Source organism: Rhizobium sp. SEMIA 4085 (genome assembly GCF_013004495.1).
Classification (GTDB): domain Bacteria; phylum Pseudomonadota; class Alphaproteobacteria; order Rhizobiales; family Rhizobiaceae; genus Rhizobium; species Rhizobium gallicum.
On record NZ_JABEPH010000005.1, the window covers coordinates 13,446 to 34,621 of the forward strand.

Annotated in this window: 22 protein-coding genes; 17 read left to right on the plus strand and 5 right to left on the minus strand. The window is 60.0% G+C overall.

Translation table 11 applies throughout. The annotated features are described in order from the left end of the window. Positions 1–13 precede the first annotated feature (13 nt). The 10 genes from C9413_RS01360 (at position 14) to C9413_RS01405 (ending at position 9,845) form a co-directional block, all read left to right on the plus strand. A complete protein-coding gene (locus C9413_RS01360; RefSeq protein ID WP_170250124.1) occupies positions 14–442 on the plus strand; it encodes a Fur family transcriptional regulator in 429 nt (142 codons plus the stop codon). Between the two features lie 30 nt (positions 443–472). Continuing rightward, on the plus strand, positions 473–1,270 hold the full coding sequence (locus C9413_RS01365; protein ID WP_039843716.1) for a lysophospholipid acyltransferase family protein: 798 nt from the start codon (positions 473–475) through the stop codon (positions 1,268–1,270). Between the two features lie 49 nt (positions 1,271–1,319). Further along, positions 1,320–2,741: a tRNA (N6-isopentenyl adenosine(37)-C2)-methylthiotransferase MiaB gene (miaB, locus tag C9413_RS01370; protein WP_039843715.1), complete on the plus strand. Its 1,422-nt coding sequence runs from the start codon at positions 1,320–1,322 to the stop codon at positions 2,739–2,741. 18 nt (positions 2,742–2,759) lie between these two features. Next, positions 2,760–3,812: a PhoH family protein gene (locus C9413_RS01375; protein WP_039843714.1), complete on the plus strand. Its 1,053-nt coding sequence runs from the start codon at positions 2,760–2,762 to the stop codon at positions 3,810–3,812. Continuing rightward, a complete protein-coding gene (gene ybeY, locus C9413_RS01380) occupies positions 3,812–4,327 on the plus strand; it encodes an rRNA maturation RNase YbeY (RefSeq protein ID WP_039843713.1) in 516 nt (171 codons plus the stop codon). Before C9413_RS01375 ends, ybeY begins: the two co-directional genes overlap by 1 nt. Then, positions 4,324–5,457 carry a hemolysin family protein gene (locus C9413_RS01385; RefSeq protein WP_039843712.1) on the plus strand — a complete coding sequence of 378 codons (1,134 nt, stop codon included), beginning with the start codon at positions 4,324–4,326 and terminating at the stop codon, positions 5,455–5,457. Before ybeY ends, C9413_RS01385 begins: the two co-directional genes overlap by 4 nt. Positions 5,458–5,535: 78 nt before the next feature. Beyond that, on the plus strand, positions 5,536–7,140 hold the full coding sequence (gene lnt, locus C9413_RS01390; protein ID WP_039843711.1) for an apolipoprotein N-acyltransferase: 1,605 nt from the start codon (positions 5,536–5,538) through the stop codon (positions 7,138–7,140). A gap of 150 nt (positions 7,141–7,290) precedes the next feature. Continuing rightward, positions 7,291–7,710 (plus strand): helix-turn-helix domain-containing protein, encoded by a 420-nt coding sequence (locus tag C9413_RS01395; protein WP_022713467.1) that lies wholly within the window; start codon positions 7,291–7,293, stop codon positions 7,708–7,710. 183 nt (positions 7,711–7,893) lie between these two features. Then, on the plus strand, positions 7,894–9,147 hold the full coding sequence (gene metK, locus C9413_RS01400; protein ID WP_170250125.1) for a methionine adenosyltransferase: 1,254 nt from the start codon (positions 7,894–7,896) through the stop codon (positions 9,145–9,147). Continuing rightward, entirely contained in the window at positions 9,144–9,845 is a 702-nt protein-coding gene (locus C9413_RS01405; protein WP_039843709.1) for a tRNA (guanosine(46)-N(7))-methyltransferase TrmB, read from the plus strand. Before metK ends, C9413_RS01405 begins: the two co-directional genes overlap by 4 nt. Positions 9,846–9,855: 10 nt before the next feature. Here C9413_RS01405 and C9413_RS01410 read toward each other — a convergent pair whose 3' ends face one another. Further along, complete coding sequence (locus C9413_RS01410; RefSeq protein WP_022713464.1) at positions 9,856–10,113, minus strand: DUF1150 family protein; 258 nt, start codon at positions 10,111–10,113, stop codon at positions 9,856–9,858. A 47-nt stretch (positions 10,114–10,160) separates the two neighbouring features. After that, positions 10,161–10,586 carry an Hsp20 family protein gene (locus C9413_RS01415; RefSeq protein ID WP_039843708.1) on the minus strand — a complete coding sequence of 142 codons (426 nt, stop codon included), beginning with the start codon at positions 10,584–10,586 and terminating at the stop codon, positions 10,161–10,163. Between the two features lie 270 nt (positions 10,587–10,856). On the opposite strand from C9413_RS01415, the gene C9413_RS01420 reads away from it, so the two are divergent. Further along, positions 10,857–11,801, plus strand: coding sequence for a nucleoside hydrolase (locus C9413_RS01420; RefSeq protein WP_039843707.1), 945 nt, complete (start codon positions 10,857–10,859; stop codon positions 11,799–11,801). A 37-nt stretch (positions 11,802–11,838) separates the two neighbouring features. On the opposite strand, the gene grpE is transcribed toward C9413_RS01420, so the two are convergent. Next, positions 11,839–12,471: a nucleotide exchange factor GrpE gene (gene grpE / locus C9413_RS01425; protein WP_039843706.1), complete on the minus strand. Its 633-nt coding sequence runs from the start codon at positions 12,469–12,471 to the stop codon at positions 11,839–11,841. Between the two features lie 101 nt (positions 12,472–12,572). Next, positions 12,573–13,661: a heat-inducible transcriptional repressor HrcA gene (gene hrcA, locus C9413_RS01430; protein WP_039846591.1), complete on the minus strand. Its 1,089-nt coding sequence runs from the start codon at positions 13,659–13,661 to the stop codon at positions 12,573–12,575. Positions 13,662–13,845: 184 nt separating this feature from the next. Between hrcA and rph the strand changes: the two genes are divergently transcribed. Genes rph through hemW form a run of 4 tightly spaced genes read left to right on the plus strand, consistent with a single transcriptional unit; the run spans position 13,846 to position 16,843 of the window. Continuing rightward, the gene (gene rph / locus C9413_RS01435; RefSeq protein WP_028739408.1) at positions 13,846–14,565 is read left to right on the plus strand and encodes a ribonuclease PH; all 720 of its coding nucleotides are present in this window, start codon (positions 13,846–13,848) and stop codon (positions 14,563–14,565) included. Next, on the plus strand, positions 14,562–14,978 hold the full coding sequence (locus tag C9413_RS01440; RefSeq protein WP_039843705.1) for a VOC family protein: 417 nt from the start codon (positions 14,562–14,564) through the stop codon (positions 14,976–14,978). The genes rph and C9413_RS01440 overlap by 4 nt, the downstream gene beginning before the upstream one ends. A gap of 8 nt (positions 14,979–14,986) precedes the next feature. Continuing rightward, a complete protein-coding gene (gene rdgB / locus C9413_RS01445) occupies positions 14,987–15,631 on the plus strand; it encodes an RdgB/HAM1 family non-canonical purine NTP pyrophosphatase (RefSeq protein ID WP_039843704.1) in 645 nt (214 codons plus the stop codon). 9 nt (positions 15,632–15,640) lie between these two features. Next, on the plus strand, positions 15,641–16,843 hold the full coding sequence (gene hemW / locus C9413_RS01450; RefSeq protein ID WP_039843703.1) for a radical SAM family heme chaperone HemW: 1,203 nt from the start codon (positions 15,641–15,643) through the stop codon (positions 16,841–16,843). Positions 16,844–16,846: 3 nt separating this feature from the next. On the opposite strand, the gene C9413_RS01455 is transcribed toward hemW, so the two are convergent. Further along, the gene (locus C9413_RS01455) at positions 16,847–17,761 is read right to left on the minus strand and encodes a DMT family transporter (RefSeq protein WP_039843702.1); all 915 of its coding nucleotides are present in this window, start codon (positions 17,759–17,761) and stop codon (positions 16,847–16,849) included. A 211-nt stretch (positions 17,762–17,972) separates the two neighbouring features. On the opposite strand from C9413_RS01455, the gene gcvA reads away from it, so the two are divergent. Together gcvA and C9413_RS01465 are read left to right on the plus strand one after the other, a co-directional pair. Then, on the plus strand, positions 17,973–18,857 hold the full coding sequence (gene gcvA, locus C9413_RS01460) for a transcriptional regulator GcvA (protein ID WP_039843701.1): 885 nt from the start codon (positions 17,973–17,975) through the stop codon (positions 18,855–18,857). A gap of 130 nt (positions 18,858–18,987) precedes the next feature. After that, on the plus strand, positions 18,988–21,174 hold the full coding sequence (locus C9413_RS01465) for a TonB-dependent siderophore receptor (protein WP_082046588.1): 2,187 nt from the start codon (positions 18,988–18,990) through the stop codon (positions 21,172–21,174). The last annotated feature ends 2 nt before the right edge of the window (positions 21,175–21,176 follow it).

Genomic DNA, 21,176 nt, shown 5'->3' on the forward strand with positions numbered 1-21,176 from the left:
ATGAAGGCCGCCAATGACCGACGCAGCCAAGACCCTTGAGGAGCTTTGCACCGAGCGCGGCATGCGAATGACCGAACAGCGCCGTGTGATCGCCCGCATCCTGGAAGAGTCGGCAGATCACCCGGATGTCGAGGAACTGTATCGCCGCTCCGCGAAGGTCGACGCGAAGATTTCGATTTCCACCGTCTATCGGACCGTCAAGCTTTTTGAGGATGCCGGCAGCATCGCCCGCCATGATTTCCGCGACGGCCGCTCGCGCTATGAAACGGTGCCGGAAGAACATCACGACCACCTGATAGACCTGAAGAACGGCGTGGTCATCGAATTCCGCTCGCCGGAGATTGAAGCGCTGCAGGAGCGCATTGCCCGTGAGCATGGCTTCCAGCTTGTCGATCATCGGCTGGAGCTTTACGGCATTCCGCTGAAGAAAGACGAACGCTGAGCCGATGACCGCAGCCGCAAGGAGTTCGCGTTGATCGTCTGGCTGCGCATCGCCTATGCCGCGGTCGTCGTCGCTGCCGCCAGCATGCTGCTGATGCCCCTCCAGCTTCTCGGCCTCCATTTCGACTGGAAGCTTCGCCGCATTCTACCGCGCCTATGGCACCGCGCTGCCTGCCACGCCCTCGGCATTCGCGTAAAGGTCCACGGCAAGCTTGAGGGGCGCCGACCGCTGATGCTATGCGTTAATCATGCATCGTGGATGGATATCATGGTCCTGTCCTCGGTTGCCGATGTCGCCTTCATCGCCAAGATCGAAGTGCGCGACTGGCCCATCTTCGGCCTGCTTGCCCGGCTGCAGAAAAGCGTCTTCATCGTCCGTGAAGAGAAGCGGAAGACCGGCAATCAGGCAAGCGAGATCGCAGCCCGCATGGCGGACGGCGAGATCATCGTGCTCTTTCCCGAAGGCACGACCTCGGATGGCAATCGCCTTTTGGAAGTCAAATCCTCGCTGTTTGGAGCGGCCGCCATGGCTGTGCCGCACTCGCCGAACGGTTCCGTCCTCGTGCAGCCGGTTGCGATTGCCTATACAAAGGCGCACGGCGTTGCGATGGGCCGCTATCACCGCCCGCTGGCCGGCTGGCCAGGCGACGTGGAACTCGTACCGCATCTGGTTGACGTCGTGAAATGCGCAGCGCTCGATGCCGAAGTCTCCTTCGGCGAGGCGATCGAATACCGTTCCGATTCGAACCGGAAGGACGTCAGCGCCACCATCGCACGGCGTATCCGTGCAATGCTCCACAGCCGCCTGCGCGGCCGCGATATCTCTTGAGGGAAGATTTCGATTTTCTAGAGGGCAAAAAACCACTAAATAGCCCGCCATGACCCAAGACAGCGCCCTTCTTCCGGCCCCGGAGACCATCCCCAGCGAGGACCTTCGCGATGGCAGCAACAGCCGCAAGGTTTTCATCAAGACCTATGGCTGCCAGATGAACGTCTACGACTCGACGCGCATGAGCGATGCACTCGCCCGCGACGGTTACGAGCAGACGGAGAACATGGATGAGGCTGATCTCGTTCTGCTGAATACCTGCCATATCCGCGAAAAGGCGGCCGAAAAGGTCTATTCGGCGCTCGGTCGTTTGCGCGAGATGAAAAAGAAGAAAGCCGCCGACGGGCGCGAGATGATGATCGGCGTGACCGGCTGCGTTGCCCAGGCCGAAGGCGAAGAAATCCTCCGCCGCGCGCCTGCCGTCGATGTCGTCATCGGCCCGCAGACCTATCACCGCCTGCCGGACGCGCTGCGGCGCGCCAAGCAGGGCCATCGCGTCGTCGATACGGAATATGCACTGGAAGATAAATTCGAGCATCTGCCGATTGCCGAAAGCAAGAAGATCCGCTCGCGCGGCGTGACCTCGTTCCTGACGGTGCAGGAAGGCTGCGACAAGTTCTGTACCTTCTGCGTCGTGCCTTACACGCGTGGTTCGGAGATCTCCCGGCCCGTCAGCCAGATTGTCGAAGAGGCGCAAAAACTTGTCGAAGGCGGAGTGCGCGAGATCACATTGCTCGGCCAGAACGTCAACGCGTGGCACGGCGCCGGGGCCAATGGCGAAGAATGGAGCCTTGGCGATTTACTCTATCGCCTTGCTGAAATTCCGGGACTTGCGCGGCTTCGTTACACCACCAGCCATCCGCGCGACATGGACGACCGCCTGATCGAGGCGCATCGCGATCTGCGGGCGCTGATGCCCTACTTGCACCTGCCGGTGCAGGCGGGCTCGGACCGCATCCTGAAAGCCATGAACCGGCGCCATACGGCAGGCGAATATATGACGTTGATCGAGCGCATCCGCGCAGCCCGCCCCGATATTGCGCTTTCGGGCGACTTCATCGTTGGTTTTCCTGGGGAGACAGACGAGGATTTTGAAGCTACACTGCGTCTGGTGGGGGAGGTTGGCTATGCGCAGGCTTTCTCCTTCAAATATTCGACGCGGCCGGGTACGCCCGGGGCGGAACTGAAGGACCAGGTGCCGGAAGAGATCAAGGCAGAACGGCTCGAGCGCCTGCAGGCGCTTCTCCTCAAGCAGACGCAGGGATTCAACGAATCCTGCATCGGCAAGGAGATCGATTTGTTGCTTGAAAAGCCCGGCCGCATGCCAGGACAGCTTATCGGCCGTTCTCCCTGGCTTCAGTCGGTGAATGTTGATGCAAAAGCATCGCAAATCGGTGACATTATCAAAGTGCGAATCACCGGAACCGGAACGAACAGCCTGTTTGCCGAGTTTGCAGAGGCTGGGGTTTAACCTAGGGAGCTCGACCGCTTGAACGGACAAGAATTGGTTTCTTCTTCACCGCGCCACCCACGCATTGCGAGCGACGCCAATCACTTCGTCCTGACGTTCGAGAACAACCGGTTCGCCAGCGAGCTATTTGGTCAATTCGATCAGAACCTGAAGCTTCTCGAAGAGCGGCTGCATATCGATGCGCGTGCGCGCGGTAATTCCGTCGTTATCACCGGTGACGTCGTCGCCACCAACCAAGCCCGGCGCACGCTGGACTACCTCTATGAAAAGCTCCAGAAAGGCGGCAGCGTGGAACGATCCGACGTGGAAGGCGCAATCCGCATGGCGGTTGCCGCCGACGATCAGTTGAGCCTGCCGACCATGGAGAAAAAAGCCAAGCTGACCATGGCGCAGATCTCGACACGCAAGAAGACGATCGTTGCGCGCACGCCGACGCAAGATGCCTATATACGCGCCATGGAGCGCGCCGAACTGGTCTTCGGCGTCGGCCCAGCCGGCACGGGCAAGACCTATCTCGCCGTCGCGCATGCGGCCCAGATGCTGGAACGCGGCGCCGTCGAGAAGATCATCCTTTCGCGGCCAGCCGTCGAAGCCGGCGAGCGCCTCGGCTTCCTGCCGGGCGACATGAAGGAGAAGGTCGATCCCTATCTGCGGCCGCTCTATGATGCGCTCTACGACATGATCCCCGGAGACAAGGTCGAGCGCGCAATCACGGCCGGCGTCATTGAGATCGCGCCGCTCGCCTTCATGCGCGGGCGCACCCTGTCGAACGCGGCCATCATCCTCGACGAGGCACAGAACACGACATCGATGCAGATGAAGATGTTTCTTACGCGTCTCGGCGAGAATTCGCGCATGATCATCACCGGCGACCCGAGCCAGATCGATTTGCCGCGCGGCGTGAAGTCCGGACTTGTCGAAGCACTGCATCTGCTCGACGGGGTGGAAGGGATCTCGACGATCCGCTTCAAGGATGTCGATGTCGTGCGCCATCCGCTGGTCGGACGGATCGTAAGGGCCTATGACGCCACCTATACGACGCGGCCGGAAGACGCCGGACCGCGGGTCTGATGGCCGAAATCGATTTCCAGGTCAGCATCGAGGAGGGCGACTGGCCCTCGGAGAATGAACTTCAGGCTTTGGCCGAACGCGTGCTGAAAGCGGCAGCGGAGGTTCTCGAAAAAGATGAGAGGCAGAGGTTTCCCAAGACGGCGACGGAGCTTTCACTCGTCTTCACGGATGACGAGGCCATGCGCGCCATCAACGCCGAATGGCGCAAAAAAGACAAGGCTACCAATGTCCTTTCCTTCCCTGCCTTTCCGATAGCGCCGGGAGAGATGCCAGGTCCGATGCTTGGTGATATCATCATCGCCAGGGAGACCGTCGAACGGGAAGCGCGGGAGCTCGAAAAATCGTTCGAGGAGCATCTATCGCATCTGATGGTGCATGGTTTCTTGCATCTCTTCGGCTACGACCATATGAATAACGACGAAGCCGAAATTATGGAGGGGTTGGAGACTCGCATTTTGGCAGTACTCGGCCTATCTGACCCATACGAGGGTCAAGACCTTAAAATGGAACCATGAGCGACTTTACAACGAAACCGGCGGCGGAAACCAAGGACGCCGATCAATCCTCCTCCTCAGATGAGGCGGGCAGTAGTAGCAGGCATTCAGGACGATCATTCTGGGCGCGTGCCGCCCGCATTCTCCGCCCCCAGCAGGGTTCGCGCATCCGCGAAGATCTCGCCGACGCACTTATGACGAACGATACTGGCGACGATGCCTTTTCGCCCGACGAGCGGGCGATGCTCCACAACATCCTGCGTTTCCGCGAAGTGCGTGTCGCCGACGTCATGGTCCCGCGCGCCGATATCGAGGCGGTCGACCAGAACATCACCATCGGCGAATTGATGATCCTCTTCGAGGAATCCGGGCGCTCGCGCATGCCCGTATATGCCGATACGCTCGACGATCCGCGCGGCATGGTGCACATCCGCGACCTGCTTTCCTATGTCGCAAAGCAGGCACGCAACAAGCGCCGGACAGGCTCCAAGACTGCCAAGCCACTTGTCGAGATCGCTACAGAGAACATTCAAAAGCCGGTGCGTTCGGCAAAGCCGAATTTCGATCTCGCCCGCGTCGACCTCCAAAAGACGCTCGCCGAGGCCGGCATCATCCGCAAGATCCTCTTCGTGCCGCCATCGATGCTGGCATCCGATCTGCTTCGCCGCATGCAGGTGAACCGTACGCAGATGGCGCTCGTCATCGATGAATATGGCGGTACCGACGGCCTTGCTTCACATGAGGACATCGTCGAGATGGTCGTCGGCGACATCGACGACGAGCATGACGACGAAGAAGTCATGTTCAAGCGCATTTCCGAAGACGTCTTTGTGGCGGATGCCCGCGTCGAACTGGAAGAGATTGCAGAGGCGATCGGTCCGGATTTCGACATCAGCGAGCAGGTGGACGAGGTCGATACGCTCGGCGGTCTCATCTTCTCCGCCCTCGGCCGCATCCCGGTTCGAGGCGAAGTGGTCCAGGCGCTGCCGGATTTCGAATTCCACATTCTCGAGGCCGATCCGCGCCGCATCAAGCGCGTGCGCATCACCCGCAAGCGTCAGGCGATCCGCCGCCGTGTCAAGGCGGACGGCGACAGTGCGACCGGTGCTGAGACAACTGACGACCGGACCGCCGAATCCACGTCGAACTGATTTTCGCACGGCACGACAAAGCGCCGCTTTTTTGAAAGACTGCGGACCGGGTTGATTCGCGGCTTGATTGGAGTGCGCATGGAGCGGCTTGCGGACAGGGTCATCCTGGTCTGGGGTTTCAAACGAGCATTGCTGGCAGTCCTGGCCGGCGCATTTGCCGTTCTGGCACTTCCGCCGATCGGCTTTTTTGCCGCGATGTTCCTCTCATTCACACTCCTTGTCTGGCTGATCGATGGCGCAGCCGCCTCCCCCGAGGCAAGCGTCCTCGGCCGACTGTGGCCCTCCTTCGCGATCGGGTGGCTCTTTGGCTTCGGCTATTTCGTCGCAGGCCTCTGGTGGCTTGGCCATGCGCTGATGATTGACTCGGAAGAGTTTGCCTGGGCGCTGCCGCTGGCAATCTTTGGCCTGCCGGCAGTGCTGTCGATCTATTATGGCCTTGCGGCGGCTGTCGCCCGCATCTTCTGGTCGGACGGGTTAGGCCGCATTGCAGCACTTGCCGCAAGCTTCGGCCTCTTCGAGTGGTTGCGCAGCGTCACATTCACGGGCTTTCCATGGAATGCGGTCGGCTACGGCATCATGCCGATGCCGCTGATGATGCAGTCCGCCCACGTCGTCGGCACCACGGGCGTGACTGCGCTTGCCGTCTTCGTCTTCGCCGCACCCGCTCTTCTTGGGACGCGGCAGGGTGCGACGGCGGGTGTGGGGCTGGCCGCGCTGCTTTTTGCAGCTCATGTCGGCTACGGCGGCTATGTGCTTTATCTCGCGCCGGAAGCTCCCACGCTGCCGCAGGAGAAACGGCCGGTGATCCGGCTCGTGCAGCCGATGATCGATCAGGCGGCCAAGCTCGACAGCAACGCCGACCGCTCGGCCATCTTCGAGATGCATTTGAAGCTCTCGGCCGAAGCGCCGCTGGACGGCGGAAAGAAGCCGGACATCATCGTCTGGCCGGAGACCTCGATCCCTTTCATCCTCACCGACAACCAGGATGCTCTTACCCGGATCGCCGATACGCTCGCCGATAATCAGATTCTGATTGCGGGCGCCGTGCGGGCCGAAGAGATGGGGCCGGGAAACCCGGTGCGCTACTACAATTCGATCTACGCGTTCGATGGACGCGGCCAGATCGTCGCGGCTTCCGACAAGGTGCATCTCGTTCCATTCGGCGAATACGTGCCGTTCGAGAATATCCTCGACGATTTCGGCATCCGCAATATCGTCGAAATGCCGGGCGGATTCTCTGCCGCGGCAACGCGCCATCTCCTGGAGCTGCCGACGGGGCTGAAACTCTATCCTCTGGTCTGTTACGAGATCATCTTTGCCGACGAGATGACCGGCGACATCGCCGATGCCGGTGCGATCTTGAACATCACGAACGACGCGTGGTTCGGCAATACGCCCGGTCCTTATCAGCACTTCCAGCAAGCGCGGGTGCGCGCTGTGGAAACCGGTTTGCCCCTGATTCGTGACGCCAACAACGGCATCTCGGCGATCGTGAATGCGCGCGGGCAGATTGTTGCAGGGCTCGCCCTCAATGAGAGAGGGTTCATAGACGCAACCCTTGAGGGATTCGGCAGCGCATCCGGGAACTTGTTTTCACAGCAAGCTTACTTCTGGTTGACTGAAACGTTATTGATTTTGATTGCGTCGATTTCCCGCTTTGGTTTTATTTTCAAGCCGAATTGACCGAAAACCCCTAAAATTGCATAGTGGTGGCGATCGGCGTTGTTAACGTATGCTTGATGATAGGGTTTGCGCCGCTTACAACGTGGCGTTACGGATGGGTCTGGGCACTGCCGGTTTAACCAGGTTGAAATTCTTTGCTAGGGCACGACCATGATTGAAAACAAGAAGAAGCCTAACCCGATCGACATACACGTTGGCAGCCGCATTCGGCTTCGCCGTACGATGCTTGGTATGAGCCAGGAGAAGCTGGGCGAGAGTCTCGGCATTACCTTCCAGCAGATCCAGAAATATGAAAAGGGCACGAACCGCGTCGGTGCGAGCCGCCTGCAGAACATCTCGAGTATTCTCAACGTCCCGGTTTCCTTTTTCTTCGAGGACGCCCCGGGCGATCACACCGGTGGATTGACCGGCATGGCAGAAGCGTCGAGCTCAAATTATGTCGTTGATTTCCTCTCTTCCTCGGAGGGGCTCCAGCTCAACCGGGCGTTCGTGAAGATTTCCGACCCGAAAGTTCGCCGCAAGGTCGTGGAGCTTGTCAAAGCACTGGCCGCCGAGGCCGACACGGACTGATCCGATTCCCTTGAGGCTCCCATTTTTAAAAGGTGGTCTAAAGGCCACCTTTTTTGCGTTTTAAGGGCAAAATTTATCATTTCGCGGTAGATATAAAGATATATTTATGTCCTTCTGTGCTTGTTTTTCGAACGGGGAATGAGTACCAACTAACGGCTTTTGTTCTTTGAGGGGAATCCCGAAATGCGCGCGAATTATCTTTTCACCAGTGAGTCAGTCGCCGAAGGTCACCCGGACAAGGTGTGTGACCGCATCTCGGACGAGATCGTGGATCTGGTCTATCGTGAAGCGGCCAAGACCGGCGTCAACCCCTGGGGCGTGCGCATTGCCTGCGAGACCCTGGCAACGACGAACCGCGTCGTCATCGCCGGTGAAGTCCGTCTGCCGCCGAGCCTGATGAAAAAGGGCAAGGACGGCAAGGACGTCATCAACCCGTCGAAATTCAAGGCTGCCGCCCGCCGCGCTATCAAGGACATCGGCTACGAGCAGGACGGCTTCCACTGGAAGAAGGCGAAGATCGACGTGTTGCTGCACTCGCAGTCCGCCGATATCGCTCAGGGCGTCGACAACGCCTCCGACCAGCAAGGTGACGAAGGCGCCGGCGACCAGGGCATCATGTTCGGCTACGCCTGCAAGGAAACGCCGGACCTCATGCCGGCGCCGATCTATTATTCCCACAAGATCCTGCAGCTGCTTGCCGCAGCCCGCAAGAAGGGCGACGGCGATGTTGCCAAGCTCGGCCCGGACGCCAAGAGCCAGGTGACCGTGCGCTACATCGATGGCAAGCCGGCCGAGGTGACCTCGATCGTTTTGTCGACCCAGCATCTCGATGAGAGCTGGGATTCCAAGAAGGTTCGCGCCGTCGTCGAGCCCTACATCCGCGAAGCGCTGGGCGATCTGCCGATCGCCAAGGATTGCAACTGGTACATCAACCCGACCGGCAAGTTCGTCATCGGCGGTCCGGACGGCGATGCTGGTCTCACCGGCCGCAAGATCATCGTCGATACCTACGGCGGTGCAGCTCCGCACGGCGGCGGTGCGTTTTCCGGCAAGGATACGACCAAGGTCGACCGCTCGGCGGCCTATGCTGCCCGCTATCTTGCGAAGAACGTGGTTGCCGCAGGCCTCGCCGACCGCTGCACGATCCAGCTTTCCTATGCGATCGGCGTTGCTCAGCCGCTGTCGATCTATGTCGACCTGCACGGCCCCGGCAAGGCTGTGACGGAAGACCAAGGCGAGGCGGCGATCCGCAAGAACATGGATCTGTCGCCGACCGGCATCCGCCGTCACCTCGACCTCAACAAGCCGATCTACGCCAAGACCTCGGCCTACGGCCACTTCGGCCGGAAGGCAGGCCGTGACGGTTCGTTCTCATGGGAGCGCACCGACCTCGTCAAGGCGCTGAAGGAAACCGTGAAGCTCCGGGAAGCAGCATGACGGATATGGAGCGTCGGGGGCGCGCGACCGAGGCATTCTTCGGTCGCCGCAAGGGGAAGGCTCTCCGCGAACATCAGGCGGAAAGACTGAACACCCTGCTCCCGGCATTCCTCATCGACCTTTCAGCGGCTCCACCGGAGCCACTGAAAAACCTCTTCCCGGTTCCGGCTGAACGGCTGCGCCTGGAAATCGGCTTCGGCGGTGGCGAACATCTGATCCACCGTGCGCTGGAAATGCCCTCGACCGGATTCATCGGCATCGAACCCTTCATCAATTCCATGCAGAAACTGCTGGCAAGCATCGAGACGAAGGGTGCAAAGAATATCCGCGTCTATGATGACGATGCAACGCAACTGCTCGACTGGTTACCGAACGGCTGCCTGGATCACATCGATCTGCTCTATCCCGATCCCTGGCCAAAACGGAAGCATTGGAAACGGCGTTTCGTTTCCAAGACCAATCTCGACCGTTTCCATCGCGTGCTGAAGCCGGGCGGGCTCTTCTGCTTCGCCTCGGACATCGATACCTACGTGAATTGGACGCTTTTGAAGTGCCGCGATCACGGCGGCTTCGACTGGCTTGCGCAAGACGCTGCCGACTGGCTGACGCCCTATGAGGGCTGGCCGAGCACACGCTACGAGGCCAAGGCCCGGCGCGAGGGCAGGTCCTCCGCCTATCTGACATTCAAAAGGGTCTAAGCCTGCATCTTTAGTGCAGGCTGACCGTCTTCAATTCGTCTTCAGCCGCCTTGAAGAAGGTGCTGGAGCGATTGTCCGTGAGCAGGATCGGCGTTCCGTCTGCGCCGAAGAGGGCCCAAAGGTCCACGCTCGGATCGATATCCGGTGCTTCGGGAAAGCACTTCGAGACCTCGTCGTTGCGCATTTTGCGGATATAGGCGACCTCGCCGTTGCCGATACCGGCAAGTTCGGACTTGGTCAGGTGAGAATTCGCTTCTTTCATCAACATTCCTGTACCTCCGGGAGAAGGGACCAACAGCCGAATGGGCCGTTGTCCTACTGTGAGACCGAAATGTTAATTTTCTTCACCATGCGCGCCGGTTCCGGACGAACGAGATCGACGGCAAGCAATCCATTCTTGAGGCTGGCGCCCAAAACCTGCATGCCGTCTGCCAGCACGAAGGTTCGCTGGAACTGGCGCGCAGCAATACCGCGATAGAGATATTCATGCTCGCCATGCTCGACCTGGCGGCCGCGGATCAACAATTGATTCTCTTCCGTCGTAACGTCCAGCTCGTCTTCGCCGAAACCGGCGACGGCAACCGTGATGCGCAGGCGCTCAGGCGCTCCCTGGTCGGGGGCGATACGTTCGATATTATAGGGTGGGTAACCGTCGCTTGCCTTGGAAATGCGTTCAAGCGTCTTTTCCATGGCGTCGAAGCCCAAAAGCAGCGGGCTGGCGAAAGGTGTCATGCGGCTCATCTTTCAAAGTCCTTGATCCAAGCGACCTTCCCGGACCTAAGCGTAGCATCCGGACGCCGTTAATATGGGAAGCGTGTGCCTTTCGCGCAAGACATATGCGGCGCATCGCAGTCACATGAATTTAAGACGGTTGGATTGGGGCCGTTGCTTGACAAAAATCATGGCGGCTCGCATCACATCGTCGAGCGCAGCGGCTGCGCCGATCTGCGACGGAAAAATAAACGAATGGTGCCTGCCACGACGACGTGCACCTTGAGACGGAGCAACGCAATGGCGACCCCCAGAAAGATCATCATCGACACCGACCCCGGCCAGGACGATGCAGCGGCCATCATGCTTGCCTTCGGCAGCCCCGAAGAGCTGGAGGTGCTCGGCGTCACGACCGTCGCAGGCAACGTGCCGCTCTCCTACACGAGCCGCAACGCGCGCATCGTCTGCGAGCTCTGCGCACGACCCGGCACGAAGGTTTTCGCAGGCGCCGACGCGCCAATCGCGCGCAAGCTGGTCACGGCCGAGCACGTGCACGGAAAGACCGGCCTCGATGGACCGGAGCTCGATGAGCCGACGATGCCGCTGCAGGCACAGCACGCGGTCGACTTCATCATCGAGACGCTTCGCGGCGAGCCGGAAGGCACGGTGACACTCTGCACGCTGGGACCGCTTACCAATATCGCCATGGCCTTGCAAAAGGCGCCGGACATCATTCCGCGCATCCGTGAACTGGTGATGATGGGAGGCGGCTTCTTCGAGGGCGGCAACATAACGCCCGCCGCCGAATTCAACATCTATGTCGATCCGGAAGCAGCCGACATCGTTTTTCGTTCCGGCATAGCGATCGTGATGATGCCGCTCGACGTGACACATCAGTTGCTGACACGGAAGGATCGCGTCAAACGCATGGCCGATCTCGGCACGGCACCGGCCAAAGCAATGGTCGAAATGCTGGAATTCTTCGAGCGCTTCGATGTCGAGAAGTATGGTTCGGACGGTGGGCCTCTGCACGATCCGGCGGTCGTCGCCTACCTACTGAAGCCCGAACTCTTCAAGGGCCGTGACTGCAATGTCGAGATCGAGGTGAAGTCGGAGCTGACCGTTGGCATGACGGTGGTCGACTGGTGGCATGTGACCGACCGCAAGCGCAATGCCAAGGTGATGCGCTATGTGGATGCGGACGGCTTCTTCGATCTCATGATCGAGCGCTTCGCCCGCATCTGATTTTCGGACTGATTATGAAAGGCGCCTGAAAAGAAGATCAGGCGTCCTTTTCGGTGAACGCTGTGTTGAGGTCTGCATCTGCTGCCTTCGGGCCGCCTTTGGCCACGCCGACCATTGCGGGACGAAGAACACGCTCGCCGATCGTGAAGCCTGCCTGAACGACCTGGACGACCGTGTTATTCGCCACTTCGGCATTGGGAACCTCGAACATCGCCTGGTGGAAGTTCGGATCGAACTTCTGGCCGATCGGATCCAACTTGCGGACGCCGTGGCGCTCCAGCGCCGAGAGCATGGAGCGCTCCGTCATCTCGACACCTTCGATCAACGTGTTGAGGCCTGTCTCGCCCGCTTCCTTCGCCTCGGCGGGGATGGCATCGAGCGCGCGGCGCAGATTGTCCGAAACGGCAAGCATATCGCGCGCAAAGCCCGCGACCGAGTAGGACTTTGCATCCTTCACGTCGCGCTCCGTGCGGCGGCGCAGATTGTCCATTTCGGCGGCAAGGCGCAGATAGCGGTCGCGCAGCTCGGAATTTTCAGCCTTGAGCACTTCAAGCGGATCCGGTTGGCGCGGCGCTTCCACCGTGGTTTCGTTCTCGACGTTTGCGGCAACGTCGTCTGCGGCTTCAGCCGCGGCAGCGTCAGATCCGTTTTTCGTCGTTTCGTCAGTCATGACGGTCTCCGGTAATGGGTTCTCTTGGGATGCGCCCGATATCGAGCTTTGACCGCAAAAAATCAAGTCTGCGTGACAAAGAAGAAAAAATTCCGGGTTTTTTACAGCGTGCCGCGCGCAAGCCGGGAGATCAGCTGGGCGGTGTAATCCACCATCGGCACAATGCGTGAATAATTGAGCCGTGTCGGGCCGATGACGCCGACGGCGCCGACAATGCGGTCGTCATCGTCGCGATAGGGCGCAACAATCAGCGAGGAGCCGGAAAGCGAAAAGAGCTTGTTCTCAGAACCGATGAAGATGCGCACGCCCGGACCGGTTTCGGCAAGGTTCAGCAGCTCGATCAGGCTGTCCTTCTTTTCGAGATCGTCGAAGAGCATGCGGAGACGATCGAGGTCTTCCGCGCCTGCCAGGCCATCGAGCAGATTGGATCGGCCTCGAATAATAAGCTGCGGCGGCTTGCCTTCGTCCGCATCGCCAGACCACACCGCGATACCGCGCTCGACGAGATCCCGGGACAACGCGTCGAGCTCGTGGCGGACGTTCTCCTTCAGGCGACTGAGCTGCTTGCGCAATTCCGGCAATGTCTGGCCAGACATATGGGCATTGAGGAAATTCGCGGCCTCCGTCAGCTGCGACGACGTAACACCTGCCGGCAATTCGATAATGCGGTTTTCGACCTGATCGTGATCGCCGACGAGCACTGCCAACGCCTTGGTGGGCTCCAGGCGGATGAATTCGACGTGTCTGAGAACCGGATCGCTCTTTGAGGTGATGACAAGCCCTGCGCCGCGCGAAATGCCCGACAGCATCCGGCTTGCCTCGTTCATCATCGATTCAACCGGATTGTCGCGGCTTTCGGGGCGGACCTGGCGGTCGATATTCGCACGGTCCTCGGCGGAAAGGTCGCCGACCTGCATGAAGGCATCGACGAAGAAGCGAAGGCCGCCCTGCGTCGGCAGGCGTCCGGCGCTGACATGCGGCGAGTAGATCAGGCCCAACTCCTCCAGGTCGCTCATCACGTTGCGCACCGACGCGGGCGATAGCGACATGGGCAGGATGCGGGAGAGATTGCGCGAGCCGAGCGGCTCGCCACTTTCCAGATAGCCTTCAACGATGCGGCGGAAGATTTCCTTGGAGCGTTCATCCAGCGCAGCAACGGCATCCGAAACCGACGTCGACCTGAACCCCATGACCTTCCTTAGACCTGCGCTGCTGATGACGATCCCTAAAATATAGCCGTTCTCGCCCTCGTAGCAAAAGGGAATTTGCAAATGGCTGCGGCCAATCGTAGAAGCGGTCGACACCATTCAAGCATGCATGATGTTTTGCGAGAACCGCTTTACGGTTTTCGGCGTCGTGCTTCAGGAGATCACAATGCGGCCTTCAGGCAGAAAAACCGACCAGATGCGCAAAGTCACTTTCGAGCGCAATTTTTCAAAGCATGCGGAAGGTTCCTGCCTCGTCAAATTCGGCGATACGCATGTGCTCTGTACCGCAAGCCTGGAAGACAAGACGCCACCTTGGCTGCGCAATACTGGAAAGGGCTGGGTCACGGCCGAATATGGCATGCTGCCGCGGGCAACCGGCGAGCGCATGAAACGCGAGGCCGCGGCCGGCAAGCAGGGCGGGCGCACACAGGAAATCCAGCGCCTGATCGGCCGCTCCCTTCGTGCCGTCGTCGATCTCAAGGAACTGGGCGAGCGCCAGATCACGCTCGACTGCGACGTCATTCAGGCTGACGGCGGTACGCGCACGGCCTCCATTACGGGAGCCTGGATTGCGCTCTACGACTGCCTGAAGTGGATGGAAACCCGCAACATGATCAAGGTCGAGCGCGTGCTCAAGGATCATGTCGCTGCGATTTCCTGCGGCATCTTCGCCAGCCAGCCGGTGATCGACCTCGATTATCTCGAAGATTCCTCGGCCGAAACCGATGCGAATTTCGTCATGACGGGTGCCGGCGGCATCGTTGAAATTCAGGGAACCGCCGAAGGCACGCCGTTCACGGACGGGGAATTTGCGGCGCTGATGACACTGGCGAAAACCGGCATCGTGGAGCTCGTCGACATGCAGAAACAGGCCATCGCCGGATGACTGCCCTGCTGGAAGGCATGCTGGAGACCGCGCTTTATGCGAAGGATCTCGACAAGGCCGAGGCCTTCTACGAAGGCGTGCTCGGCCTTGCCAAGATCACGCGCGCCGCAAACCGGCATGTATTCTTCCGCTGCGGGCAAGGCGTGCTGTTGATCTTCAACCCCGATGAAACGGTGAAACCGCCAGCGGCCGATGCCCTGCAGGTACCGCCCCACGGCACGAAAGGTCAGGGCCACGCATGTTTCCGGGTGTCTGGTAAGAACATCGATGCCATGGCGGTGAAGCTCAAAGCCGCGGGCATCGAAATCGAATCCGAAGTCCACTGGCCGAACGGCGGCCGCTCGATCTATTTCCGCGATCCCGCGGGAAACAGCCTCGAATGCGCCGAAGCCAGAATCTGGGGCATTGAATAGGACCGACCATGCGCACGCTTGAAACGAAGACGATCGTCGTCGCCAGCCACAACGCCGGCAAGATCCGCGAGATCCAGGAACTGATCGGACCGCTCGGCTTTACCGCCAAATCGGCAGCGGACCTCAACTTCATCGAGCCTGACGAAACGGGCACAACCTTCGAGGAAAACGCGACGATCAAGGCTCTCGCCTCTGCCAAAGCAGCAGGGATGCCGGCGCTTTCCGACGATTCGGGATTGGTGATCGATGCGCTCGGTGGCGATCCGGGTGTCTATACGGCCAACTGGGCCGAGACCGCAGACGGCACGCGCGACTTTGCGATCGGGATGGAAAAGGTGCAACAGGCGCTGGACAAAGCCGGAGCCACCAAGCCGGAACAACGGCGCGCGCGCTTCGTCAGCGTGCTCTGCCTCGCCTGGCCAGACGGGCATACGGAGCTTTTTCGCGGCGAGGTGGAAGGTACCGTCGTCTGGCCGCCGCGCGGCACCCAGGGTTTCGGTTACGATCCGGTCTTCCAACCGGAAGGTTACGACATCACCTTCGGCGAGATGAGTGCCGAGGAAAAGCACGGCTGGAACATTGGCAAGCCGCAAGCCCTGTCGCATCGGGCGCGCGCATTCAAACGCTTTGTCGAAACCTGCCTGGAAGCGTAGGGTCGGTTCGTGGAGATTCTCGATACACCAAGCTTGACGCGCGATGCGATGCTTCTGCCCGATACCGGCGAGCCCGGTTTCGGCGTCTATGTGCATTGGCCCTTCTGCGCGGCGAAGTGCCCCTATTGCGACTTCAACAGCCATGTCCGTCATCAGCCGGTCGACCAGGAGCGGTTCGCCGCTGCGTTCCTGAAGGAGATGGCTGCCGTTCGCCGGATGAGCGGACCGAAGACGGTGACGAGCATTTTCCTTGGCGGCGGCACGCCGTCGCTCATGCATCCAGCAACGGTTTCGGCCATTCTCGACGGTATATCCAAGCACTGGCATGTGCCGAACGGCATCGAGATCACGATGGAGGCCAATCCTTCGAGCGTGGAGGCCGAGCGCTTCCGCGGCTATCGCGCCGCAGGCGTCAATCGCGTGTCGCTCGGCGTTCAGGCGCTGAATGACCGGGATCTGAGATTCCTCGGCCGCCTGCATGACGTGGCCGATGCACTGAAAGCCATCAAGCTGGCGCGCGACATCTTCCCGCGCATGTCTTTCGACCTGATCTATGCCCGCCCCGGCCAGACCGTCGGGGAATGGGAGAAGGAGCTGAAGGAAGCGATCTCATATGCGGTCGATCACCTTTCGCTCTACCAGCTGACGATCGAGGAGGGCACGCCGTTCTACGGCCTGCACAAGGCCGGAAAACTGATCGTGCCGGATGGCGACCAATCGGCGATCCTCTACGAGGCGACTCAGGAGATCATGGCGCGTGAGGGCATGCCGGCCTATGAGGTTTCCAACCATGCCCGGCCCGGCGCCGAGAGCCGCCATAACCTCACCTACTGGCGCTACGGCGACTATGCCGGGATCGGCCCCGGCGCACACGGCCGCCTGACGCGAGGGCCTGAGAAGATCGCAACCGCGACCGAGCGCAAGCCGGAGACCTGGCTCGAGCTTGTCGAGCGCGACGGGCATGGCATTGTGGAGCAGGAACGGCTCGGCTATGACGAGCAGGCGGACGAATTGCTCCTCATGGGGCTGCGGCTGAAGGAAGGCGTCGATCTTGCCCGCTGGCAGCAGCTTTCCGGCCGGGATCCGGATCCGAAGCGTGAAGAATTTCTGCTGGAGCACGGCTTCATCGAGCGGATCGGCAATTCCCGCCTTCGCTGCACGCCCTCGGGCATGCTGATCCTCGATTCGGTCGTCGCCGATCTCGCCTGCTGAGCCTCAGGCTGCCCGGCTTTTCCTAAGCGACATCAACCGCCCGTCGATCGCCGCAAGGCCGACCGCGATCGTCGCCATGCCGATCAGGTGTTTTGCCTGCAACTGCTCGCCAAGGATGATCGTACCCAACAGAATGGCGCTGACGGGAATGAGGAAGGTCACCAGCGCCAGGTTCGTCGCGCCCGCCGTTGCGAGAACCCGGAAGAAAAGCACATAGGCGATGGCGGTCGAAAGAAGTGCGAGGCCGAGCAGCGCCAGCCAGGTTTCGATACCAGGAGCGGGCAATGCCCATGGACGGTCAACAATCAGCGCAATCGGCAGCATCAAGATGGTGGAGGCCGTGACCTGGCCTGCGGCTGGCAGCAGCGGCGGCATGCTCATCGCCCGGAAACGGCGGCCCCAGATGCCGGCGAAGGAATAGGAGATCGCAGCTCCGAGGACCGCGAGCTGCGCCAGGATATTCGAGCCGAGATCGTGAAGCACATCGAAGCCGATCATATAAGCCACGCCGGCAAAGCCGATGAGCACACCGATCAGGCGATGACCGCTCATCTTCTCGTCGGTGGTCAGGATATGGGCAACAACGACCGTAAAGAGCGGCGTTGTGGCATTCAGGATCGAGGCAAGGCCGCTTGCAATGTGAGTCTGGCCCCAGACGATGAGGCAGAAGGGGATCATATTGTTCAGCACACCCATTCCGAAGAAGGCGACCCAGCTCCTGCCGTCGCGCGGCATCGTATGACCCATGAGCCGCACGATGATATTGAGCGCGAGCGCCGCCAGCAGCACGCGGCCCGTGACGATCGTAAATGGCGGCAGTGCCTTGACTAGAATACCGTTGAAGAGGAAGGAGCCGCCCCAAAGGAGGGACAGGACCAACAGCATACTCCATTCGGCCAAGCCCATTTGTTTCTGCATGTCTGTCTCCCTTCGTTGTTCGCGGGCTTACGATACGGCGGATGATTTCGCCACCCGTTTCTTGCGCACCAGTTTCTGCCAGCTACGATTTGTGCTCGATGAATATCTCATCACGATTTTGTTTAATGCTCGCTTTCATTCTGATATTATTTCTATAATTCCATTCCGGCAAACGAGTCTTTCTCGGCATATGCTTTAGCTGAACTAAATCATGAGCGAATTTCTGCCATCCCTTTCGGCCCTGCGGGCTTTCGAAGCTGCCGCACGGCATTTGAGCATGACGCTGGCCGCCAAGGAGCTGCATGTGACGCCCGGCGCCGTGAGCCTGCAGATCCGCGATCTGGAAGCCCAACTCGGCGTACGGCTTTTTGAGCGGAAAACGCGGGCGCTCGCCCTTACAGTCGAGGGCGCTGATTACTTCGCCACGCTGCAGACCGCCTTCCGGCTGATGAGAGAGGCGACGGCCGCGATTGCAGCGCGGGCACGCGGCTCGGTACTGAACGTCACCTGCACGGCAGGCTTCGCGACCTATTGGCTGGTTCCGCGGCTCGCGCGTTTCGAGGAGATCCATCCGGAGATCGACGTGCGCATCAGTGCCTCGCATCGCGTGCTCGACTTTAAACGCGACGGCATCGATCTGGCCATACGCCACGGGCTGGGCGGCTATGACGGCCTTGTCAGCGAGCGGCTCGTGGATGATGAGCTGGTGCCGGTCTGCACCCCGCGGCTGGCAGCGCAGCTTGGAGACCATCCCTCTCCAGACACGCTCGCCGGCTTCCAGTTGATCCATGATGTTTACCGGCACGACTGGAAGCTCTGGCTGGAGGCAGCAGGGGCGACGAAGGTCGACGCCTCGCGCGGCCCGATCTTCATGCATGGCAATGGCGCCTACGAAGCTATGAAGGCTGGTCTCGGTTTTGCATTGATGCGGCGGTCATTTCTAAAGAAGGAACTCGCCGAAGGCGCTGTGGTCGCTCCCTTCCCGCTCGGTGTTGCGAGCCGCCTCGCCTTTCATCTCGTCTATCCGGGCGCCGCACTCGAACGCCCGGCCGTCGCGGCCTTCCGGCGTTGGCTGCTTTCGGAAGTAAAGAGCTGACGAGCTCGCGGTCGCTCCGCTCTTCCCCAAAAAAGTGGAGAGAACTACTCATAAAAAGGTTTTCATCCGGCTTATTGTTGACTATTACACTCATGAATAATTGATGTCGACCGCCGAGAGTTGTAAGCTGATGAAAGTACACGTTTTTGCCAGATCGCTGCGGGCAGCCGCATTGACGGGCGCCGCCATGGCCCATCTTTTCCTTCCCGCCGCTGCGCAGGATACCGTCACCGAAAACCAGCCCGACGATGGCGCGACTGTGCTGCAGGAGATCGTCGTCAAGGGCGGAAGCGGCGGTGTCATCCAGGCGGACGGCTATGTCGGCAAGAGCAGCGCCACCGGCGCAAAGACCGACACGCCTTTCATCGAGACGCCGCAGTCGATCTCGTCCGTGACGGAACAGCAACTCAAGGATCGCAACCCCCAAACGCTGCTCGATACGATCGCCTACACGCCAGGCACGCGCGTGGGTGCTTATGGTTTCGACCCACGCTTCGACAGCTTCACGGTGCGCGGCTTCGACGTCACCTATACGGGCGTTTTTCGCGACAACCTGCGCCAACCCGGCGCAGGCTCTTCCCTCTTCAAGACCGAACCCTACGGCCTTGAGGGTGTTTCGATCCTGCGCGGCCCCTCGTCGGCTCTCTATGGCGCCTCCGGCGCCGGTGGTCTCTACAACCTGATCACCAAGCGCCCGACGGAGGACCCCTATCATGAACTCCAGTTGCAATACGGCACGCAGCAGCGCTACCAGAGCCAGTTTGATTTCTCCGGCCCTGTCAACGACCGCGATCCCTTCTATTATCGCCTCACCGGCCTCTATCGTGACGCCAATACCGAGCAGATCAGCGTTCCGGATGACCGCGTCTATATCGCGCCGGCTTTCACATGGAAGCCGGACGAGGACACGAAGCTTACCATCCTCGGCGAATATTCGCGCACGAAGACGGGTGGCACGGCCGCTTATTACAACGACCCGGTCACCGGCGAAGTAACGGACTACTTCGCGGGTAACCCTGCATTCAACGATTCTGTTCAGAACCAGGGCCGCATCGGCTATGAGTTCGAACACAGGCTCAACGACACCTTCGTCTTCCGCCAGAATGCACGCTTCTCGACATTGAACATCGACACCGATTGGGCCTTTGCCTACGCACCGAATGCGGTCGATCCAACACTTTTGGATCGCAGCGCCGGCACGTTTGACGAACGCCTGACGGCCTTTGTTATCGACAACCAGCTCGAGGCGAAATTCGAGACGGGAGATATCGACCATACGCTGCTTGCCGGCCTCGACTTGACCCGGCTTCGTTGGCGTTCGCTCGACGGCCGCGGCGTCTCGCCGCCGCTTGATACCAACAATCCGAACGCAGGCGCTTCAGTCCCGCACATCGACTTCCAGACCCGCACCGTTCAGGACCAGTGGCAGGCCGGCACCTACCTGCAGGACCAGATGCGCTATGACGCCTGGCTGCTGACGCTCGGCGGGCGCTACGACTGGGTTTGGACTGATACGGAAAATACCGATCTCGTAGCCGACACCGTGGACACCGTCTCTCAAAAGGACAACGAATTTTCCGGGCGAATCGGTCTGAGCTACGAGACCGACTTCGGCCTCGTGCCCTATGTCAGCTACTCGACCGCTTTTGCGCCGAATGCCGGTATCAACAGGGAGACCAACGCCCCGTTCAAACCGACCGAGAGTGAACAGGAAGAAATTGGCGTCAAATACCTATTGCCGGACAGCAATACGATGCTTTCTGCCGCCCTGTTCAATATCGATCAGAAAAACAGCCTTTACTACGAGGTTGTGAATCTGCCGAGCGGCCCAGAAAACATTCAGGTCCAGCGGGGCAAGATTCGTTCCCGTGGCCTCGAGATCGAGGCCAACACGAGCCTCGACAACGGCCTGTCGCTGGTCGCGTCCTATACCTTTACGGACGCCAAGATCCTCGAAGGCCCGACGGGCACTGTCGGCAACTATGTTTCCTCCGTGCCAAAGCATATGGCATCGCTCTGGGCCAACTACAAATTCCAGGAAAGCAGCCCCGTCTATGGAATGGGCTTCGGCTTCGGCGCCCGCTACATCGGCAAGAGCTACGGCAATGACGAAAACACGACGGAAAACGGCGCCCGCGTGCTTTTCGATGCAGCAGTCAGCTACGACTTTGCTGCACTCGACAAGAAGTACGACGGTCTGAGCCTGCAGGTGAACGCCACCAATTTACTCGATCGCCGCGAGCCCGTCTGCTCGGCAGGCTTCTGCTACCGCGACCAGGGCCGCTCGGTGATCGGCACCCTGCGCTACACTTGGTAGGC

What these genes read in the sequence shown, in the direction of transcription:
- metK (WP_170250125.1), top strand. Translation starts at nt 7,894, where the DNA reads ATGCGCGCGAATTATCTTTTCACCAGTGAGTCAGTCGCCGAAGGTCAC.
- rdgB (WP_039843704.1), top strand. Translation starts at nt 14,987, where the DNA reads ATGCGCACGCTTGAAACGAAGACGATCGTCGTCGCCAGCCACAACGCC.
- C9413_RS01395 (WP_022713467.1), top strand. Translation starts at nt 7,291, where the DNA reads ATGATTGAAAACAAGAAGAAGCCTAACCCGATCGACATACACGTTGGC.
- grpE (WP_039843706.1), bottom strand. Translation starts at nt 12,471, where the DNA reads ATGACTGACGAAACGACGAAAAACGGATCTGACGCTGCCGCGGCTGAA.
- C9413_RS01420 (WP_039843707.1), top strand. Translation starts at nt 10,857, where the DNA reads ATGGCGACCCCCAGAAAGATCATCATCGACACCGACCCCGGCCAGGAC.
- rph (WP_028739408.1), top strand. Translation starts at nt 13,846, where the DNA reads ATGCGGCCTTCAGGCAGAAAAACCGACCAGATGCGCAAAGTCACTTTC.
- C9413_RS01405 (WP_039843709.1), top strand. Translation starts at nt 9,144, where the DNA reads ATGACGGATATGGAGCGTCGGGGGCGCGCGACCGAGGCATTCTTCGGT.
- C9413_RS01360 (WP_170250124.1), top strand. Translation starts at nt 14, where the DNA reads ATGACCGACGCAGCCAAGACCCTTGAGGAGCTTTGCACCGAGCGCGGC.
- C9413_RS01415 (WP_039843708.1), bottom strand. Translation starts at nt 10,586, where the DNA reads ATGAGCCGCATGACACCTTTCGCCAGCCCGCTGCTTTTGGGCTTCGAC.
- ybeY (WP_039843713.1), top strand. Translation starts at nt 3,812, where the DNA reads ATGGCCGAAATCGATTTCCAGGTCAGCATCGAGGAGGGCGACTGGCCC.
- C9413_RS01455 (WP_039843702.1), bottom strand. Translation starts at nt 17,761, where the DNA reads ATGCAGAAACAAATGGGCTTGGCCGAATGGAGTATGCTGTTGGTCCTG.
- C9413_RS01440 (WP_039843705.1), top strand. Translation starts at nt 14,562, where the DNA reads ATGACTGCCCTGCTGGAAGGCATGCTGGAGACCGCGCTTTATGCGAAG.
- lnt (WP_039843711.1), top strand. Translation starts at nt 5,536, where the DNA reads ATGGAGCGGCTTGCGGACAGGGTCATCCTGGTCTGGGGTTTCAAACGA.
- miaB (WP_039843715.1), top strand. Translation starts at nt 1,320, where the DNA reads ATGACCCAAGACAGCGCCCTTCTTCCGGCCCCGGAGACCATCCCCAGC.
- hrcA (WP_039846591.1), bottom strand. Translation starts at nt 13,661, where the DNA reads ATGGGGTTCAGGTCGACGTCGGTTTCGGATGCCGTTGCTGCGCTGGAT.
- C9413_RS01385 (WP_039843712.1), top strand. Translation starts at nt 4,324, where the DNA reads ATGAGCGACTTTACAACGAAACCGGCGGCGGAAACCAAGGACGCCGAT.
- C9413_RS01465 (WP_082046588.1), top strand. Translation starts at nt 18,988, where the DNA reads ATGAAAGTACACGTTTTTGCCAGATCGCTGCGGGCAGCCGCATTGACG.
- C9413_RS01410 (WP_022713464.1), bottom strand. Translation starts at nt 10,113, where the DNA reads ATGTTGATGAAAGAAGCGAATTCTCACCTGACCAAGTCCGAACTTGCC.
- gcvA (WP_039843701.1), top strand. Translation starts at nt 17,973, where the DNA reads ATGAGCGAATTTCTGCCATCCCTTTCGGCCCTGCGGGCTTTCGAAGCT.